The following is a 17642-nucleotide window of genomic DNA, read 5'->3' as shown; positions in this document are numbered from 1 at the left end:
CTGGAAAATGATCGCCTATAAGTAGATCTACCCCACCTTATTTGTTAAATACGATGGGCATTTGACCGACATATAAATTTTGTGCTGCTACACTATACATAAATCTAGCGACGTTCTCGCGCGAAACGGGCATTTTAGCAGGTTGATCGCCAAGTGACACTTGGTATTCATTGTTCTTGTGTTTAGCATTCGGGTTGATAATTCGGACTACCGTCCAATTGAGACTTGAGCTCTTGATTAGATGTTCGATCTTCTTCATATCATGGTAGGCATTAGGAAATAGAAGTTTAGCCATGATTCCTGGAACGACAGTGCTAATATTCTTGCGATCTTGTTCCGAATGAATCGATGGCGTTGCCAGTGTAATAAACCTATTAACATTCAACTTCTCCATTGCTCTTTTGATTACTTCATGACCGTCTGCAATTGGTGTCCCTTTTAACTTTCGTGAAGTGTCAAGCGCGGGCCCTAGTGTACTGATGACAACATCGGCATTCGCTATCGCTCTTTCAACCTCAGGTTGATCTGTTAATTGCCCAACAATTGTATTAAAGTTCTCATGTGAAAATGATAAGCTGTCTGATCTGCGGACATACGCGGTAACTGTATCCCCGTTATCAATAGCATGCTTCGCTAGAATTTGTCCGATCGCTCCACTCGCTCCAAAAATGGTTATATTCACTGTGACTCACCTCTATATTTATTCGAATTACTTATTGAACATTTGTCGTTTTGTTAACAACCGTTGTTTATTATGATATAGTCGAAGGGTAATTTCAATCGTTAAAAACTTGATTTTTGTTCGATAATCAACATACACATCCATTGTGTTCAATATTTAATGTGAGGTGGCAAGTATTTTGACAGAAGCTAAGGTAGATAGAAGAATTCTCAAAACCAAGGAGGCAATCAATAAAGCTTTTATTGAATTGATGTCCGAAAAGGATTTTGATCAAATTACGATTAATGATATTTCTGAAAGAGCCAATGTGAATCGAGGAACCATATATCTGCACTATTCAGATAAAATTGATTTACTGAACAAGTGTATTGAGGATCATTTAAGTCAAATGTCTAATACTTGTGGATCCGTAGATCCCAAGCAAGACTTTATCCATTCATTTCTACCTGTATTTGAATATTTTGAGGACAATTATTTATTTTATTCCTCTATGTTGCTTAATAAAGGCGTACCTTCATTCCGTGATCGCATGCAGCAAATGGTCATTACCGGAATCAATGAACAATTGAATATGAAAGCAATAAACCAAAGTTTAAGTAGAGATGTTCTCGGTCAATTCATGGCATCGGCTTTCATAGGTGTATTAGAGTGGTGGATTATAAACAAAATGCCACATCCTCCCCAAGCTATGGCTGAGCAAATGAGGACATTGTTTGAGAGGAATCAAATTATCGGTTAATTAATCTGAACAGACGCCAAAAGAGCCCGTGACTGATGCTACATCGTCACAGGCTCTTCATTTATTTATATGGAATTTGTATTTGTTAGATTAGTCTATCTAGGTTCCTCGAGAATTGCACAAAGGTTCACAGCGGTAAGCCTGCCTCTAATTTGTTCAAGGCCTCACCCAGCAAATCTGCTAAATCCGCATTGGGATTCTCCGCACAGTACATCATCACCGAGATGTTGACACCAATGATCGCTCCAGCGAAAGTACGTACGGCTAAGTCATCCATATTGCGACCAACGCGCTTGGCTACCATCTCTGTTATCATCTGCATCGTATGCGTCATATTGTTCAGCGTAGCAGCCCGCAGTTCAGGGACTGTCATGACTAGTTGGTGTCGTTCACTTACCTTAGCTAGCTCACTAGCAGACATATCAGCTATTCCAGATAGCATTGCGTTTCGTACAGCCTGAAGTGGACTCAAACTAGATGGCTGGTCTTCAAATGCAGCAATGAGAAGAGGATCGTAGTTGTCAACAATCATCACATCTTCTTTGGTTGAGAAATAGCGAAAAAAAGTGCTTTGAGAGATTTCCGCAGCATCCGCAATCTGTTCCACGGTGGTTGCGTTATAGCCTTGCTCACGAAAAAGCCGCAGCGCATGCATTTGAATCGCTGCCATCGTTTTTGCTTTTTTACGTTCACGCAAACCAATCCGTTGATTATCTTTTGGCACTTTGTTCACTCCTAGTGGTAATTTGCTTGGACAAAGCCTCTGTAACAGTACTCGTTAGTTAGTCCTCAACAAGTTTAGCACTATCTCGTGATGCTAGGCAAGTTCTATGTAGTAGATTCCGCATGAATACCGAATCCATCTCTTTGGCTGATGGCGAATGCATCGAACAAACATTCTTAAAGAAAACCGCTCCTCGAAAGGAACGGCTCGGATGAAAAATTAAAAAAATATGGGTCATGTCCTGTCTATCTGAATTGGCTCTATCACATCAAATAGGAATGGAGTATCATTCAAATAATTTCTAATAATTGCTTGAGCGTATGGTTGTTCATCGATTAAACTGGCTGTTTCCCTAGGATCGGATGCATGATGGCAGTAATTCTCGATCATAGACATAACGAAGAAACTCTCCAGATTTCGTACATAGCCTATTTGCAGCTTTCGCACACTCTCGTAACCTTGAATGAACACCCCTCGTTGTTTTGGATAAAGCCCTAATATCGTCCCTGCCATATCATAGAGGTAATACCCATAACCACATCTTCCAAAATCAATTGGATAAGGAAAATCATCGTGAAATACCATATTGCCGGTATGTAAATCTGCATGAATAAGTCCATAATTATCATCGTTCAGATGCATAATAGCAAGTTCGGATAAGATTTTCCCAACTGCAGCTTGATAGGCTTGCCAAGCCTCTTCCGATAAGAATCGGGTGTAATACGGTTCGAGCTTAGCCACCTCTCGTCTAAAACTGTCTGCCCCCCATATCGGTCGAACAAAGTCAGAAGGCGGGACGAAATTCGCACCTGTATTATGAAGCCTACCCATTAGTACGCCCATGTTATAAACGTGGCTATCCGTAAATTCTCTAACTATATGTTCTCCCTCTATCCACTGTCATCGTAACATATGGACTTTGATATCCATTATCGGTATTAATCTCAAATACATAAGAACCATCACAGCTTGCTACCCCAACTGGTACAGTGAGATCATCCGATTGATTCAACGCCTGGAGCAAAGTTAGTTCAGAACGGATTTCCTCTTTGCTCAATCGATCTGAATGAATACGAAGTAAATAACTTTTGGCGCTAGTAGTCTCAATTTTATAGGTAATCGTATCGGACAGTTGGATGAATTGAATCCGTTCCCATTCTAAGTCATATTGTTGTAAGGCTAATAGAGCGACATTTCTCGCTCGAGTCAGCAAAGACCGCCTGTTATCATCTGTATCAAATTGAAAAAATCTGTCCATTTGCTATCCTCCAAAATTTATCTAATAATAGAATTATATTCGTTGTCATCTCTTGAACATACGTAATGAACACCTATAAATCATCTTTTACATATAAAAATCACATCAGAATTAGATCTAATGTGATTTTCACTAAACTATTTTATCAATCATTTATTTTTTGAATAAACGATTTTTTTGATACTATCACAGGAAAGACAGAATTCTTCTGTAAGCTGATCAATAGTCGCACCGATTGAGAACTGTTGACGAATCTCAATGTTTCTATGGTTCAAGTATTGTCTACTACCGGAAGCTTCGCCCCATTTCTTATGTAATCCTTCGAGTTTGGGAACGTACACGATTCCACCATTGATATACTTCTGCATTTCCTTTAGTAATTCTTCTGGAAAAATTAGTTCTGCGTTGATATATTTCATCTAACTCCGCTCCTTAAACAAAATGGATCGTTTTAAGGTAGCAAAGCCTATTCTATAAACAATTATCTGAGCTGTAAGGAATTATCGCGGTTATTTAATTATAGCTCCATACAAACAACCGCAATTGTTCATAGTTTAGACTTTGCATAGAGCTTATTCTCAACCTTACCCTAAACTTGATCATGGTACCCCTCCTCTCCTTATAAAATCAAGTCAAATATTTTAACTAATAATGCGCCGAGAAATCCCACAGCTATCGCGATGATGAGATCTTTTCTCCAATACGACTTCGTGTAGAATCTCATGAATTTAAAAATACCGTAGCTCAAGAAACTAACTAGGAACCAGATGCCAAGCAAACCAGGCAAAGTCAATCACCACTCTCTGAAATTTAGATTCCGTTTGAATTCGATATGATAATACATTCGCTCTATTCAATATAATTCACTTAAATTCATTTTGCCATCTTAACTTTAATTAATTGTTTGATATAGTTGCTTCTATACAAGACAAGTCTAGATACCAAAAAACATCGCAAAGATTGCGATGTTTTTGGTTTATTATTTAACGGTATCATTGACTTTTCGCCAAGTAATAAGCAAGTTGATCAAAGGTTCCACTAAATCCTTGCACGATCATAGGGTACTAATTCCGATTAATCTTCAAAATCGACATTATGATATACTTGCTGAACGTCATCTAGGTCTTCTAACGCATCGATTAGTTTCTCGAATTGAGCTACGGAATCCTCAGGAATTGTTACATAGTTTTGTGGAATCATGGTAATCTCCGCAACTGTAAATTCCGTAATGCCAGTATTTCTAAAAGCTTGTTGAACCGCATAGAACTGATTAGGCTCCGCATATACGATAACGGCTTCATCTTCTTCTATTATGTCCCTAACATCCACATCTGCATCCATCAAAATTTCTAGCGCTTCTTCAGATGTTTTGCCAACCAATCCAATGACAGCTGTTGAATCAAACATATATGCAACAGATCCACTTACTCCCATGCTTCCGCCATTCTTGCTGAATGCTGAACGCACTTCAGGTGCAGTACGATTCACGTTATTCGTAAGCGCATCTACGATAATCATAGCCCCGTTCGGTCCAAAGCCTTCATAACGAAGTTCTTCATATTTCTCATCTGAACTACCTTTAGCTTTATCAATGGCACGATCAATGATGGCCTTGGGTACGTTGTATGTTTTAGCTCGTTCTAGAACAAACCTTAGGGCTTGATTTGATTCGGGATCAGGTTCACCCTTCTTTGCTGCTACAAAAATTTCAAGTCCGAATTTAGCATAAACACGACTAGTATTTGCATCCTTAGAAGCTTTCTTTTCTTTAATGTTATTCCATTTACGACCCATGTTGTACCCTCTTTCTAAATTTACTCGTTATTCATTATAGCAATTATTCGTCCATTCCAAAATGATATGTTCAAAACTTTATTCATCTTAGTATGAATTCAGATTTCCATGACTTCCTTGAGGGGTTAATTTTACATTATATTTCGAAGCTTAACAAGAAGAAGCCTGCCTAATAGCAGACTACTCTACAATCATATCATTTTTTCTTCATTACATTAATTCTTACTGCCTTACACGTCTCTGTGGCATATCTGGCATCTCATTGACGGATAAGACTGCTTCTAGCTTCTTCTTAGGTTTACGCCAATACTGCTCATTACCAGGCAAGTCATCGAACCATGCAGCATCATCTGGACAATCTAATATCATAAAACGCCCATATTCATTATCGCGGGATTGGTGATATTTTAAATAGGCTTTGCCATTATCAATTGCTAGAATCTCAATTTTGCCTGAAGTGTGACTCATGGATAGCCTTACTCTTTTGCCTAATCCAGATGTTAGAGCTTTCGCTTGTTCGACTATACGGTAGACGTCTTTAAGCGGCAGAACGAATGAACGATTCCCTGCTACTGGACGATTGACAAAAAAATAATATGGTGTTACACCTGCCCATGATAGTCGATCGAGCAGCTCACCTAGAATGATCGGATTATCATTAATGCCCTTAAGTATCGGTGTTTGGTTCACAACGATAGCCCCTGCTTGGTGTAATGCTTCAAAGCCTCTTCTGGCTTCGGGTGTAATTTCCCTTGGATGATTGATATGTGCCATAACATAGATTCTCTTCTGAGGAGTTGAGAATTCACGTATTGTTTCAAGTAATTCTTCATCCTCATAGATTCGCATTGGATTAAAAACGGGTATTTTCGAACCTAGACGGATGATTTGAACATGCTCAATTTGTCGAAGTCTACTAATAATGGATCGAAGCTTAGCTGTTGACAGAATCAAGCTATCCCCGCCGGTTAGCAATACATTATTAATTTCAGGGTGTAGTTCAATATATTGTAGCCCAGGCTCTACTACTGAAGAGGCTTCACTTACGTCATTACGAAACAATCTTTTACGAAAACAATATCTGCAGTAGGCGCCACAAACTTCTGAAACAATTAATAAAGCGGTTGAGCGATATTTATGCTGACAGCCAGGAACGACATAGTTGGTATCCTCATCTGAAGCATCCCATCTGCCGTATTCCAAGAGTTCTCCTTCATTAGGAATCACTAAGTTTCGAATTGGATCATGAGGGTCATCCCAATTAATTAAATTAAGATAATAATCATTTACTCGAAAAACGAATTTCTCCGTTATTTGTTTCAGCTTCTCTCGTTCTGAATCCGTTAAGTAGGTAATCTTATTAATATCTGTTATATATTTGGGCTGTGGCATGACCTTCTTCCTCCTTATATCATTTTGAATGTCTGATTCACAGGAATTGCAACTGCATAGATCTTTAGATTGAATTGACTATTAAGAATTTTTGGATATTAATAAGTATAACAAAGGATTATTCAACTGACAACTCATAGTTTACATATAAGTTGTTTGTTTATAAATGTAAAATTAGTTAATTGTACCAAAAAAAGAACCGATTAGGTTTACCCTAAACAGTTCTTCTATTGAATTTCGCTTGTTATTCTGATCTTAGTTCATTCATAAACTGTTCGGTCCTCTCTTGGACCTGACCATCACCAACGACCACAATCACATCATTTTCCCTGAGTATGACATGAGGTCCTGGAGATATTGAAACCTGTATACCTCTACGTAACGCTACGATCGTTGCGCCCGTGTTCTGCCAGAATTGCAGTGTTGCAATTGTTTTCCCTACTGCATGCGAGTATTCTTGTACTTTAATTTCTACTGGATGATATGGTTTCAGGTTCTGCAATCGATCTGAAGCATTAATAATCCCTGTCAGTAATCTCTCGAACTTCTGATCAATTTCTTTCTTCTCGATGAGCAGCTGCTGTAAATCTTGTTTAAGTGAATAGACAGATTTAAGGTAATTGTTCCTTGTGATGTAATCGAATGCATTTTGTTCCGAAATAATAATAATCTCTTTCCCTTGTGAGACTGATACAATATTCTCATCCTTAAGTAATCCGATGGCTTTGCGAATTGTCTCGGGGGAAACATGATATTGACTTGCTAACAGGGTTCGTCCAGATATTCTACTATCTACTGGAAATTCACCACTAAGTATTCTTTGAGCAATATCAAGTGCGATTGATTTGTAACCAGCAATCTCTTCCATTCGAGTATCTGACCCCTTATTTCATATGTTCTGATGTTGTACATGCTACCTATTGTAAGAATACTCTCATTTTAAGGAAACGTAAATCTGATTTTATAAGGCTATTTCTACAAACCAATGACACGGCCCTCTTTAGCAGAGCGATTCGCCGCCTCCATTAACTTTGTAAGCTCCTCTGCTATTTGAATATTTTCAACTGCTAAGGTGTTGTTCTGAATATGACTGACCCATTGATGGAATGCGCTCTCGCGATTTGGTTGTATGGGAACTTCATTCCATTCATTCGATTGATCTGAAGTTTTGTTTGATTTAAGCAGAAGCTTCGCCTCCGGTGTTCCGTATAATAAGGTTCCTTCCTTGCCGTGAACCTCAATTGTGAAGGGAGAGTAACTATTTACGAAGCCAGCTTCTACGACGCCAATAGCTCCTGAATCCGTGAACAAGGTCACGACTGCATTATCTTCTACTTCCCTACCCGTTACATAACCAAAATTGGCACATACCGCCGTCACTTCTTGATCTAAGAATAGTTTAGTCAGGTACATTGGATGGCATCCAAGGTCAATTAGAGCTCCGCCCAAACATTGTTCTAGACTAAAGAAATGATTAGGAAGCCAGTCCGCAATAGCACCATTATGGGACAATCGAACTCTGACGTACGTAATTTCTCCGAGCAGGCCTTGGCTTAAAATATCTTGAATCGTTAATGTATATCCGTCATTTAAACGAGGTAACGAGACGGTCAGTTTAATCCCATTATTAGAAACTTCTGAAATTATTTCATTCATTTCTTTCGTAGTTGGTGCAATAACCTTTTCTGTGAAAATATGTTTCCCTGCTTTGGCAGCAGAAACCATCACATCTCTATGTAAGTTAGTCGGCGCATCTACAATGACAGCATCAATGTTCTTCTCTGCAAGCATGTCATCAAGGGATTCATAAAAAGGAACGTTCAAGCTATCAGCTGCATTTTGTCCTCGTTCGATATCTTCGTCCCAAACAGCAGCGATAACGGTATCGTCATGCTCCTGTGCTTGGTTAGTATAGTCCCATGCGTGCACATGCCAGAAGCTAATCTTACCAATTCTAATACTCATTTGCGATTACCTCCAATAATTAAATTTTCAAGCTGCAATCGTATATCCCCATCTTATCATCCTTTCGATCCGCCTTGTAGACCGAATCCTTTGGACATATATTGTTGGGAGAGAATATACAGGACGACTGAAGGAATCGCATATAGCACGGAGAACGCTGCTAATTTACCGTAATCCACCATTCCGTACTGACCAAAAAACTGATACAGCTTCACAGAAGCCGGAAAATTCTCTGGTGTCTGCAATAGGATATATGGAACAAAAAAATTACCCCAACTTCCGGAGAATGTAAAGATGGCTACCGTACAAATACCCGGAATCATTAGAGGTGCGACGACCTTGCGGATGCCAACAAAGACGGACGCCCCATCGATCCATGCTGCTTCTTCCAAGTCACTAGGCACCGAATCCATGAAGTTCTTCAGCATCCATATCCCATACGGCATAGAAGATGCGACATAGAATAGAATGACCCCAATAATATTATCATATAGATTGATGCTTAAGAACAATTGATAGACAGGTACCATAACAGCCGTGATCGGCAAAGAAGTCATAAATAATATAGTCAGCATAAACGATTTCTTATATTTCAACTGATAGCGAGACAACGGATAAGCCGCAAGTAAACCGAGTAGTACGACAAGTATAGCTTGGCCAATTGACATGATCAGACCGATGATGAATGCACGCTGATTGGTAGGATTGGTGATTACATCAATATAATTGGACCCGGTTAACTGCTCGGGTAATTTAAGTGATTGCATCGCATTGGTATCGACTGAAGCAACTAGAATCCAGAGAAGAGGCAGAATGAAACAAATTCCGATGAAGATAAGAATCGTATACGGCATAACTCGATAAATCACTTTACGTTGTTTCGCATTCATACGAAGTCTCCTTGTAAATTTACTCTTTCATCGAGCGAATATAGAACAAGCTCAGCACAATTCCAATAAACAGCAGTAATAAGGATATCGCTGTTCCATAGCCAAGTTGATAATTGACAAAGGCCTGGTTATACATAAAAATAGGCAACGTTGTGGTTGAATTACCCGGCCCTCCGCCGGTCATCGCATAAATGAGTCCGAATACCCCGAGTGTCTGCAGGGTAACAAGCATCATATTCGTTGTAACGGTATCTTTAATATAGGGAAGTGTAATCCGGGTTAAGATTTGCCAACTAGAAGCCCCATCTACAACTGCTGCTTCTTCAATCTCACTCGGCACATCATCTAACGCTGCTTGAAATACCAGCATAGAGAATGCTGTTCCGTGCCAGATGTTCGCAAGTATGATCGTGACCATGGGAACTGTATACAGCCATGTGACTGCTGGTATTCCAAAGAATGTAATGATTGCATTCAGCGTTCCCTCATCCCCAAAGAAGCTATATAGACATAGAGCACACACAATTTCAGGAGTGACCCACCCTGCTAACACAATCGTTCCGATCACGCGCCTGAACATCTTGTTCTTATGTTTCATCAAGAGAGCGATGAGAAATCCTAACACTTGTTGACCAATAACAGCTGAACCAATCAAGAAGATAAGCGTATTCCATATGCTGATTTTGACTGTCGGGTCTTCAAACATCCGAATATAATTATCGAGCCCGATAAACTTCAGTTCCTTAGCGGCTTCACCTGTTAATGCTAGATTCGTGAAGGAATAATACAATGTTAATAGGATTGGATAGATGAAAAATACTAGCATTATGGCTATTGAAGGAAGTAAAAAATAGAGCCACGTATATGTTTTTCTCTTCTTATAGAAAACATTAGCCGTCAAACTGCTCATGCATAGTTCTCCTCCCGCAAGCTGAGAATCAGATAAAAAACGTTTGCTCAAGCAGTACCTAGTGAATAGGATCTCCTTGAGCAAGCTTCTTGCTATTATTTTTCCGTTATATGATCCTGACCCACAATTCTTGTTACATCCTGACCGTATTTTTTCATCGCATCTGCAGGAGTAGTGCCTGTTGTTACTGATTCAACCATCGTTTGTATTTGCGTTGACACTTCAGGGTATTTATCCTGAGCTGGTCTGAATTCAGCGTTTTGTAAATAATCGGTCGCTATTTCATTAAACGGCATTTTCGTATATCCCGGATCTTTGGCAACATCTGCCCGAACCGTTATATTACCTGATGCAATAACGAGCTTTTGTGTATTTTGTTTATTAAGTGCGTATTTGATAAATTCCCAAGCCTCGTCTTTGTGCTGTGCATTACTTGGAATAGATAAAGCCCAGCCTCCGGCAAGTGTGATTGATCCCGGTGCCTGACCTTTACTAGTAGGCATTGGGGCAAAGCCGAGCACGTCTTTATATTCGGGCCAAGGTGCAGGTCCATCCGAAAAATAATTACCAGTAATCCAAGAACCATCTAGTGAGATGGCAAGCTTGCCTTTAGGTAAGTATTCACGCGAAGATGTATTTCCTGCTTGACCATTGAGTACTTTAGACAGTGGCGGACCAAGCTTCTCTTTATTAACTGTCTCAATGAAAGTCAGTGCATCCATAATTCCTTGGCTCTTAATCGTCCATTTACTGCTCGCATCATCATAGAGTCTATCCCCTGTTCCATAGAGCAGCATTTCATAAGTCTGCATGGATGTTGCTTCTCCTGTAGCCTTACCAAGGTTCATCCAAATAGGAACAATATCTGCCCCTGCCTTTTCTTTAATAGTTCTCGCCGTATTTAAGACGTCATCCCAGGACTTAGGCTGCCAATCTTCCGGAAGACCTGCTTGTTTGAAGATCTGTTTGTTATACCAAAGACCTCTGGAATCGGTATTATAAGGAACTCCATACACTTTGCCGTCGCTCGCTGTAACCCCTTTTTTCATAGCCTCAATAAATGAGCCGTTGGTCCAATCCTCCCAACCTTTTACTCTTTCATCAAGAGGTTCAAGGAATCCAGCCTTGGCATCCGAATTTAGGATAAAAGTATCCTCTGTTACAATATCAGGTGCAGTATCCTTGGATTTCAGTGCTAAGGCAATCTTGGCAAAATAATCTCCTTCAGATGCTTGTATAGGCGTTGGCTTAATTTCAACATTCTTATTTGGATAACTAGCCGAAAGTTCCTTAAGCCATTTATAGAAAGTTCCGTTCTCTCCAATACCATCATCTCGGTATGTAATCGTTATCGTTTTCTTAGCAGCTGGAGTTTTCCCCTCCTCCGTTTTACCGGGACTGCTTGTGGTTTCCTTAGTGCTAGTACAACCTATCAACATAGAAAAGCACAATAGGGTAGATGTGATAAGCAAAGATCTTCTTTTACCAGTTTTCATTCTTTCCCCTCCTTATATTAGAGTGCTGCATTTCGTTCATGTAAGCCGCTCATTGTACACGCTTACAAGAAATATTATTATACATATTTACATATCGATTTATTTATTCAACTTTTCATAGAATTATGATTCCCTTCTGTTCTGTATCTTAATTCTGTCCGTAAATACAAAAGACGACCGATCAAATGATCTCGGCCGTCTGCTTATAATTGTTATGGTAAACATTTGAGTCTATGTTTAGAATTTGTTCCAAGTTAAAATAGAATCAAGTGGTAAGCGAACTTTTTCAAATCCTGCTTTAACGCCTTCACCAAGGGAAATCAGCATTACAGGCTTGAGGTTTTGAGGCACATTAAATGCTTCAACAAATTTAGCCTCATCGTATCCACCCATTGGTACAGTATCTAAGCCTTTGGCTTTAGCTGCAAGCATGATTTGCATAGAAACTAAGCCGCCATCAATCATTGCAACTTTGAGCGCCTTTTCTGAAGGCAAGTTACCATAATTATGAACGATTGAGTTTACATAAGTTTCTTTGATTTCTTGCTTCATGATTCCTCTTGTAACCATTTCACCATAAACTTCCTCTGCTCTTTTGTAACCTTCAATATCAGCAAGTACTGCGATTACAACAGAAGCATTCACAATTTGTTGTTGGTTATTAGCAATTGGAAGTAATTCTTGTTTGGATTGTTGATCTTTAATGACAAGGAATCTCCATGGTTGTATGTTGGAAGACGACGGTGCTTGAATAGCAACCTCTAGAATTTCACGAATATCTTCATCTGAAATAACGAAATCAGGATTATATTGACGAACAGATCTACGCTCTTTAGCTACTGTAAAGAAGTCTGTGTCAGTAAGTTTCTTCGGCTTTTCATCAGGTGTTTTTATTTCATTTACCTTTGTAAGGTACTCTTCTTTACTCATTGTATTTTTTGTCATTTGTCATGACCTCCTATTAACTGTGTCTTAAGTAACAACAGTATAAAACATTAACTGTTCTTTTGTCAAACATAGTTTAAAATAAACGAAACCAGCTTTGTTTCGTTATCTCTCTATTCCTTTGATAGTAAATCAGCAAGCGTCTTTTGCTCTAGGCCACGAATAATCCAACTCTCCATCTCACTTTTTAAATTGCATAATGCAGCAAGGGAAGATGGCTCGAAGCATTGCTTACTTTGCACATCAAGGAATCCTTTTGAGAAAGGTTCAGATTTAATCGCAGCATAAATATCTGCTAGAACGATCTGATGAGGCTCCTTGGCTAGAGAATAGCCCCCATCTCTACCTTCCTTAGCTTGGATTAACCCGGCTTTTACTAAATTACTCAATATTTTTCTGAGAAAGCCTGACTCCGAATTAAGTTTTCCGGCTATTTTACTACTAGGATGTAATCCATCATTTTCGGCAAGAACAAGTAATGCTTGTATGGCTAGACTAAACCACATCATACTAGAAACCTTTTCTGACATTAGGATCACCTCTTCTCTACTGTTACCAATTATTATTAATACATAAACATGTAGTATACATTGTAACACAAAAAAACCGTCTTAACTGACGGTAGTGCACACTAAATAATTAAGATAATAACGATGAAGCTAATTTGCATCAGGCTTTAGGCACTTATAGTCTTTCACATATATCACTTAACAGATATAACCTCTTCATATGACAGACCCATATAACGGTATTGAATGATGATCTTTTGAACCTCACTATCATGACGAATTGTTATCGCATAAATTTTATCCTCTTCTGTGGCAGTGCCTTCTTCAATTTTGTCATGTTGTTTTTGTGACGAGTGTCCTGCAGGTATTGGCACTGATTGTATATCTTTAAAATTATATTTCTTTACATCTTCTCCCTCAAATCGGTCAGTGATAACAAAACCTGTGCGTGTATGGTTCACTTGAATTTGCACATTTGACGGGCTAACATCGTTGTTCACTAGGACTTTTTGAAAATGTATATTTCCATATTTGCTCTTATTTCCTACTTCAACAAGCATAATATGCTTATCCGACGTCCAGGCACTTAAAGAACTGATCAATGGCTTATTAACTATTAAATACAAGTAGGCTCCACCTAGTAGAAAAATGACAAAAACAATGGCAATAACAAGTTTTTTCATATACTCCCCCTGATTTAACTTATTCAATTAAGTAAATCATGGTGAAATTCAACTTCAAGAGAAAGTGTAAATTCATTAAAGTATAGGATGTTAATGGGATCCGTGTAAGGAGCGGAATTCATCCTCAAGCATAGCCATCATGATCATGTCATGATATTCCCCGTCCATATTTAGAACATCTCGCTGTAAGCCTTCTCTTTGAAAGCCAATCTTCTCGTACACATGGATAGCTCTTGGATTGAAAGTATAGACCCCCAAATGAATTCGATGTAGCTTTAACGTCTCGAAACCATAACGAAGCATATGAATCATCGCCTCTGTCCCATAACCCTTACCACGATGATTTGACCCTTGTATGGCAATCCGAATATTTGCGCTACGATTGACGGAGTCGAAATCGTTCAAAACTACTTCTCCAACTAGCTCATTCGTATCCTTTACTATGATTATGAAATCAACACGATCTTCATGTGGAACACCTATTTTCTGAATCCAAGCTTCAATTCCTTCGCGTGTGAAATCACCGTGTGAGCCAGTCAACCTGGTCAATTCTTCATCTTGAAGCATAGTGTAATACGCATTCAGATCAGATTCCTGCGCATAGCGTAAATCAATAGCGTGACCCTCAATTCGAGGCAACTTCAATTGATCTTTATTCGATTGTTCTTTATTCAATTGTTCCGACAAGTCATCAGTACTCGTATTTTCAATCATATAAGAAGTGATTTCCTTGATGATTCCATCCTTGAACTTATTAAAACGGAATACATGACAGAAAGAAGTTGTATTCTCTTCACCAGACTTATCAATCACTGTGTATGTACCATCGACAGCAGCTGTGATGCCGTGTGTGATCGTATTCGCGAAATTTAACTCCTTGTATTCCTTTGCTTCCCCTGTTTTCGCTGCTTCTATTGCCTTGATGAATACATCTTTTCCTTGAATAGGTGAGTGACCTACGATAGTCCATTGAATGTTTTCAGTTACATTATCTAATAAATTATCCAAATTGCCCCTTGTCATACCTTCTACAAGCTTTTCGATCATCTTTCCTTTTGGTGTTGTCAATGATAGGATTCCTTTCACAGTAACAATTATTTCAATCATTCTATCCCAACTTGAATACTTTATTAAGCTTTGTTCAACCATTCATCCAATATTCCTTCAATTGATCCTGCTTTAGTCTGTTTATGGATTGTAATTTTGATTAAACTTTCCTTACCTACAATTGAGAGCTCGTACTGATTGGCTTCTCCCTCAATTTTATAGTAGCACAATATATTTTCTAAAGGAAAAAAAGTATCATTGATCTTGATCCCATTGTCACCAATATTAACCCGATCGTTGATAGCTGGTAACAAAAAGATCAAGAGAATTAAGACATACTTTCCTGTAAAAGGTAATGTAAAGATAATAGGAATTATAAGAACAGACAATATCATCATAAGAATGCTTCTGTAATAACTATGCCCTATTAAGAGAATATTCTTAATTTGGCGTTTAGCCATAATCGTTCTATAGCTCTTATATCCCAAATAAACAAAGTAAATACAAATAATTAGATAAGTGAATGCCAAATCTACACTTCCCTATGAGTAAGATTATGAACATCAATTCTGTCATTTAAGTGTGTTGTTGGAAACATGATATAGGAAATCCTAATATGCACAATCGTGATGACATGGAGGGGACACCGGAGTGTACGGCGACCCTCTGTGTCGCAGCCATGCAAGATCAGTCTTTTGCAGAATCTAACAAAATGGCATTAATGCCGTTCAAGAAAGCGATTCCGCTGGCTTTGATAATGTCCGTGTCCATTGCACGCCCGGAGTATATCTTATCTTGATATTCAATTCGGATGTTAACTCTGCCGATGGCTTCTTTTCCTCTGGATAGGCTGTTAATTTTGTAATCCTTTAACTGCACTTCAAGTCCAACTAGAGTCTTAATGACACTATATAGAGCATCTATCGGCCCATCTCCTACCGCGCTTCCTTTAATCGTCTCGGTGCCTTTCTTTAATTTTACAGTCGCTGTTGGATACAGATCATTGCTAACTACTTGGAAGGATTCTAGCTCGTATAGATGGTTGTTAGTTAGATCAACCGTACGATGATTCGTTACTAGGTAGAACACATCGTGGTCATAGACTTCTTTTTTGGAATCGGCGAGCGTGAGGAATTGCCCAAACAAGATCTCGAACTCTTCAGCATCACTTGTGTCAAAACCCATCTTCTCTACTGCATTCTTGAAAGCATGTCGACCTGAGCGTGCAGTTAGAATCAATTCCATACTTTCTGCTCCAACTTCCTCAGGTGACATGATTTCATAGACATTCTTATCTTTAAGCAGTCCATCCTGGTGGATGCCAGATGAATGCGCAAAGGCGTTCTCACCTGTAATGGCTTTATTCACTTGCACATCAAGTCCAGTCAAATAGACTAGCAGCTTAGAAGTTTTAAGTAGCTCCTTCGTATGAATATCGGTGGAACAGTTATAATAGTTCTCCCTTACTCTAAGTCCCATCACAACTTCCTCTAAAGATGTGTTGCCTGCCCGTTCACCTAAACCATTGATCGTGCATTCGACTTTCTCGGCACCATTCTTGATCGCGCTCAGCGTGTTAGCAGTAGCAAGCCCGAGGTCATTATGGCAATGTACACTAAGGATTACATTCTCATTTAGATTTTTTAACCTTTCGTTAATTCTGCGGATTAGATAACCGAATTCCTCGGGAACCGCATAACCCACCGTATCAGGCACGTTAATAATCGTAGCTCCTGCTTTAACAACGGCTTCGATTGTACTCCACAAATACTCAAATTCGGATCTGGATGCATCCTCTGTGGAGTATTGTACATTCGGCAGCAATGTTTTGGCATACTTGACTGCATCAATTCCCATTTGCATCACAGCATCTTTGGAGCGACTGAATTTCTTCTCCACATGAATATTTGAAGTGCCGAGTACGATATGAATGAGTGGATCTTGCGCCAATTTGATGCTTTCATATACAGCGTCAATGTCACTTTGGACCGCTCTAGCAAGCGCAGTTATTGTAATGCTGTCTCCTACGCTTCGAGCAATACCCTGTACTGCTTGAAAATCGCCAAGTGAAGAAGCGGGAAAGCCTGCTTCGATAATATCCACATTAAGACGTTTTAATTGTTGAGCGAACTCTATTTTCTGCTGTATATTTAGTTTGGCTCCTGGAACTTGCTCGCCATCTCTCAAGGTTGTATCTAACATGATAATTTTACGGCTCATTTGTATTTCCTCCTCAGCATATTTGGTTAGCATATTTGGTTAACTATATGTGAAGCGGGGCTGATTAAATCCGGTTTTTAACCAACAAAAAAACCCCGTCTCTATAATAGAGACGAGGTTGAACCCGCGGTACCACTCTAATTCATTTCTTACGAAATGAGCTCATTCGATGGCAATCACCATCTATCCTTGTAACGGTGGAATTCCGTCTGACCCTACATTATCAGGCAGATGTTCATAGACGAGTTCGAAATAAACGTAACTACCGTTTTCCACCACCCAACGGCTCTCTGTAAGTTCATTTTATTTCTACTATTTCTAATCGTAACATGTGAATATCAATTTATTGGAAATTATATTGTATATACTTAATATTGTCAATAGTCAG

Annotated in this window: 19 protein-coding genes and 1 other annotated feature; of the genes, 1 reads left to right on the top strand and 18 read right to left on the bottom strand. The window is 39.0% G+C overall.

Annotation, left to right across the window (positions count from 1 at the left end; genetic code table 11):
• Positions 1-37: 37 nt before the first annotated feature.
• Positions 38-682: an NAD(P)-dependent oxidoreductase gene (locus tag AC1DOK_RS13060; RefSeq protein WP_477554712.1), complete on the bottom strand. Its 645-nt coding sequence runs from the start codon at positions 680-682 to the stop codon at positions 38-40.
• 178 nt (positions 683-860) lie between these two features.
• Here AC1DOK_RS13060 and AC1DOK_RS13055 point away from each other — a divergent pair, with 178 nt between their 5' ends.
• Positions 861-1421, top strand: a complete 561-nt coding sequence (locus tag AC1DOK_RS13055; protein WP_477554711.1) for a TetR/AcrR family transcriptional regulator — start codon at positions 861-863, stop codon at positions 1419-1421.
• Positions 1422-1548: 127 nt separating this feature from the next.
• Here AC1DOK_RS13055 and AC1DOK_RS13050 read toward each other — a convergent pair whose 3' ends face one another.
• The 17 genes from AC1DOK_RS13050 to AC1DOK_RS12970 all read right to left on the bottom strand — a co-directional run bounded on the left by AC1DOK_RS13050 (position 1549) and on the right by AC1DOK_RS12970 (position 17254).
• Positions 1549-2145 carry an acyl-CoA-like ligand-binding transcription factor gene (locus AC1DOK_RS13050; RefSeq protein ID WP_477554710.1) on the bottom strand — a complete coding sequence of 199 codons (597 nt, stop codon included), beginning with the start codon at positions 2143-2145 and terminating at the stop codon, positions 1549-1551.
• A gap of 234 nt (positions 2146-2379) precedes the next feature.
• Positions 2380-2988, bottom strand: coding sequence for a phosphotransferase enzyme family protein (locus AC1DOK_RS13045; RefSeq protein WP_477554709.1), 609 nt, complete (start codon positions 2986-2988; stop codon positions 2380-2382).
• A 28-nt stretch (positions 2989-3016) separates the two neighbouring features.
• Positions 3017-3403 (bottom strand): phosphotransferase, encoded by a 387-nt coding sequence (locus AC1DOK_RS13040; RefSeq protein WP_477554708.1) that lies wholly within the window; start codon positions 3401-3403, stop codon positions 3017-3019.
• A 149-nt stretch (positions 3404-3552) separates the two neighbouring features.
• Positions 3553-3822, bottom strand: a complete 270-nt coding sequence (locus AC1DOK_RS13035; protein ID WP_477554707.1) for a CD3324 family protein — start codon at positions 3820-3822, stop codon at positions 3553-3555.
• A gap of 655 nt (positions 3823-4477) precedes the next feature.
• Positions 4478-5197, bottom strand: coding sequence for a YebC/PmpR family DNA-binding transcriptional regulator (locus tag AC1DOK_RS13030; RefSeq protein WP_477554706.1), 720 nt, complete (start codon positions 5195-5197; stop codon positions 4478-4480).
• 222 nt (positions 5198-5419) lie between these two features.
• Entirely contained in the window at positions 5420-6589 is a 1170-nt protein-coding gene (locus AC1DOK_RS13025; protein ID WP_477554705.1) for a KamA family radical SAM protein, read from the bottom strand.
• A gap of 244 nt (positions 6590-6833) precedes the next feature.
• Positions 6834-7457: a TrkA C-terminal domain-containing protein gene (locus tag AC1DOK_RS13020; RefSeq protein ID WP_477554704.1), complete on the bottom strand. Its 624-nt coding sequence runs from the start codon at positions 7455-7457 to the stop codon at positions 6834-6836.
• Positions 7458-7564: 107 nt separating this feature from the next.
• The gene (locus AC1DOK_RS13015; protein WP_477554703.1) at positions 7565-8554 is read right to left on the bottom strand and encodes a Gfo/Idh/MocA family protein; all 990 of its coding nucleotides are present in this window, start codon (positions 8552-8554) and stop codon (positions 7565-7567) included.
• Positions 8555-8610: 56 nt separating this feature from the next.
• Positions 8611-9444 carry a carbohydrate ABC transporter permease gene (locus AC1DOK_RS13010; RefSeq protein WP_477554702.1) on the bottom strand — a complete coding sequence of 278 codons (834 nt, stop codon included), beginning with the start codon at positions 9442-9444 and terminating at the stop codon, positions 8611-8613.
• Between the two features lie 19 nt (positions 9445-9463).
• On the bottom strand, positions 9464-10354 hold the full coding sequence (locus tag AC1DOK_RS13005) for a carbohydrate ABC transporter permease (protein ID WP_477554701.1): 891 nt from the start codon (positions 10352-10354) through the stop codon (positions 9464-9466).
• A gap of 95 nt (positions 10355-10449) precedes the next feature.
• The gene (locus AC1DOK_RS13000; protein ID WP_477554700.1) at positions 10450-11850 is read right to left on the bottom strand and encodes an ABC transporter substrate-binding protein; all 1401 of its coding nucleotides are present in this window, start codon (positions 11848-11850) and stop codon (positions 10450-10452) included.
• Between the two features lie 237 nt (positions 11851-12087).
• Positions 12088-12795: a nitroreductase family protein gene (locus AC1DOK_RS12995; protein WP_477554699.1), complete on the bottom strand. Its 708-nt coding sequence runs from the start codon at positions 12793-12795 to the stop codon at positions 12088-12090.
• Positions 12796-12908: 113 nt separating this feature from the next.
• On the bottom strand, positions 12909-13325 hold the full coding sequence (locus tag AC1DOK_RS12990) for an RrF2 family transcriptional regulator (RefSeq protein ID WP_477554698.1): 417 nt from the start codon (positions 13323-13325) through the stop codon (positions 12909-12911).
• 173 nt (positions 13326-13498) lie between these two features.
• Positions 13499-13987: a hypothetical protein gene (locus AC1DOK_RS12985; RefSeq protein WP_477554697.1), complete on the bottom strand. Its 489-nt coding sequence runs from the start codon at positions 13985-13987 to the stop codon at positions 13499-13501.
• Positions 13988-14077: 90 nt separating this feature from the next.
• Positions 14078-15055, bottom strand: a complete 978-nt coding sequence (locus AC1DOK_RS12980) for a GNAT family N-acetyltransferase (protein WP_477554696.1) — start codon at positions 15053-15055, stop codon at positions 14078-14080.
• A gap of 62 nt (positions 15056-15117) precedes the next feature.
• The gene (locus tag AC1DOK_RS12975; RefSeq protein ID WP_477554695.1) at positions 15118-15495 is read right to left on the bottom strand and encodes a hypothetical protein; all 378 of its coding nucleotides are present in this window, start codon (positions 15493-15495) and stop codon (positions 15118-15120) included.
• Between the two features lie 226 nt (positions 15496-15721).
• The gene (locus AC1DOK_RS12970; RefSeq protein ID WP_477554694.1) at positions 15722-17254 is read right to left on the bottom strand and encodes a 2-isopropylmalate synthase; all 1533 of its coding nucleotides are present in this window, start codon (positions 17252-17254) and stop codon (positions 15722-15724) included.
• A 105-nt stretch (positions 17255-17359) separates the two neighbouring features.
• Positions 17360-17589, bottom strand: a binding site (T-box leader).
• Positions 17590-17642 lie beyond the last annotated feature (53 nt).

Source organism: Paenibacillus sp. P5_B5, from assembly GCF_056400365.1.
Note: the sequence above shows the minus strand (reverse complement) of the source record. Positions and strands in the feature narration are given on the sequence as shown.

What these genes read in the sequence shown, in the direction of transcription:
- AC1DOK_RS13010 (WP_477554702.1), bottom strand. Translation starts at nt 9,444, where the DNA reads ATGAATGCGAAACAACGTAAAGTGATTTATCGAGTTATGCCGTATACG.
- AC1DOK_RS13035 (WP_477554707.1), bottom strand. Translation starts at nt 3,822, where the DNA reads ATGAAATATATCAACGCAGAACTAATTTTTCCAGAAGAATTACTAAAG.
- AC1DOK_RS12975 (WP_477554695.1), bottom strand. Translation starts at nt 15,495, where the DNA reads ATGGCTAAACGCCAAATTAAGAATATTCTCTTAATAGGGCATAGTTAT.
- AC1DOK_RS13015 (WP_477554703.1), bottom strand. Translation starts at nt 8,554, where the DNA reads ATGAGTATTAGAATTGGTAAGATTAGCTTCTGGCATGTGCACGCATGG.
- AC1DOK_RS13030 (WP_477554706.1), bottom strand. Translation starts at nt 5,197, where the DNA reads ATGGGTCGTAAATGGAATAACATTAAAGAAAAGAAAGCTTCTAAGGAT.
- AC1DOK_RS12985 (WP_477554697.1), bottom strand. Translation starts at nt 13,987, where the DNA reads ATGAAAAAACTTGTTATTGCCATTGTTTTTGTCATTTTTCTACTAGGT.
- AC1DOK_RS13025 (WP_477554705.1), bottom strand. Translation starts at nt 6,589, where the DNA reads ATGCCACAGCCCAAATATATAACAGATATTAATAAGATTACCTACTTA.
- AC1DOK_RS12970 (WP_477554694.1), bottom strand. Translation starts at nt 17,254, where the DNA reads ATGAGCCGTAAAATTATCATGTTAGATACAACCTTGAGAGATGGCGAG.
- AC1DOK_RS13020 (WP_477554704.1), bottom strand. Translation starts at nt 7,457, where the DNA reads ATGGAAGAGATTGCTGGTTACAAATCAATCGCACTTGATATTGCTCAA.
- AC1DOK_RS13000 (WP_477554700.1), bottom strand. Translation starts at nt 11,850, where the DNA reads ATGAAAACTGGTAAAAGAAGATCTTTGCTTATCACATCTACCCTATTG.
- AC1DOK_RS13040 (WP_477554708.1), bottom strand. Translation starts at nt 3,403, where the DNA reads ATGGACAGATTTTTTCAATTTGATACAGATGATAACAGGCGGTCTTTG.
- AC1DOK_RS12995 (WP_477554699.1), bottom strand. Translation starts at nt 12,795, where the DNA reads ATGACAAAAAATACAATGAGTAAAGAAGAGTACCTTACAAAGGTAAAT.
- AC1DOK_RS13005 (WP_477554701.1), bottom strand. Translation starts at nt 10,354, where the DNA reads ATGAGCAGTTTGACGGCTAATGTTTTCTATAAGAAGAGAAAAACATAT.
- AC1DOK_RS12990 (WP_477554698.1), bottom strand. Translation starts at nt 13,325, where the DNA reads ATGTCAGAAAAGGTTTCTAGTATGATGTGGTTTAGTCTAGCCATACAA.
- AC1DOK_RS13045 (WP_477554709.1), bottom strand. Translation starts at nt 2,988, where the DNA reads ATGGGCGTACTAATGGGTAGGCTTCATAATACAGGTGCGAATTTCGTC.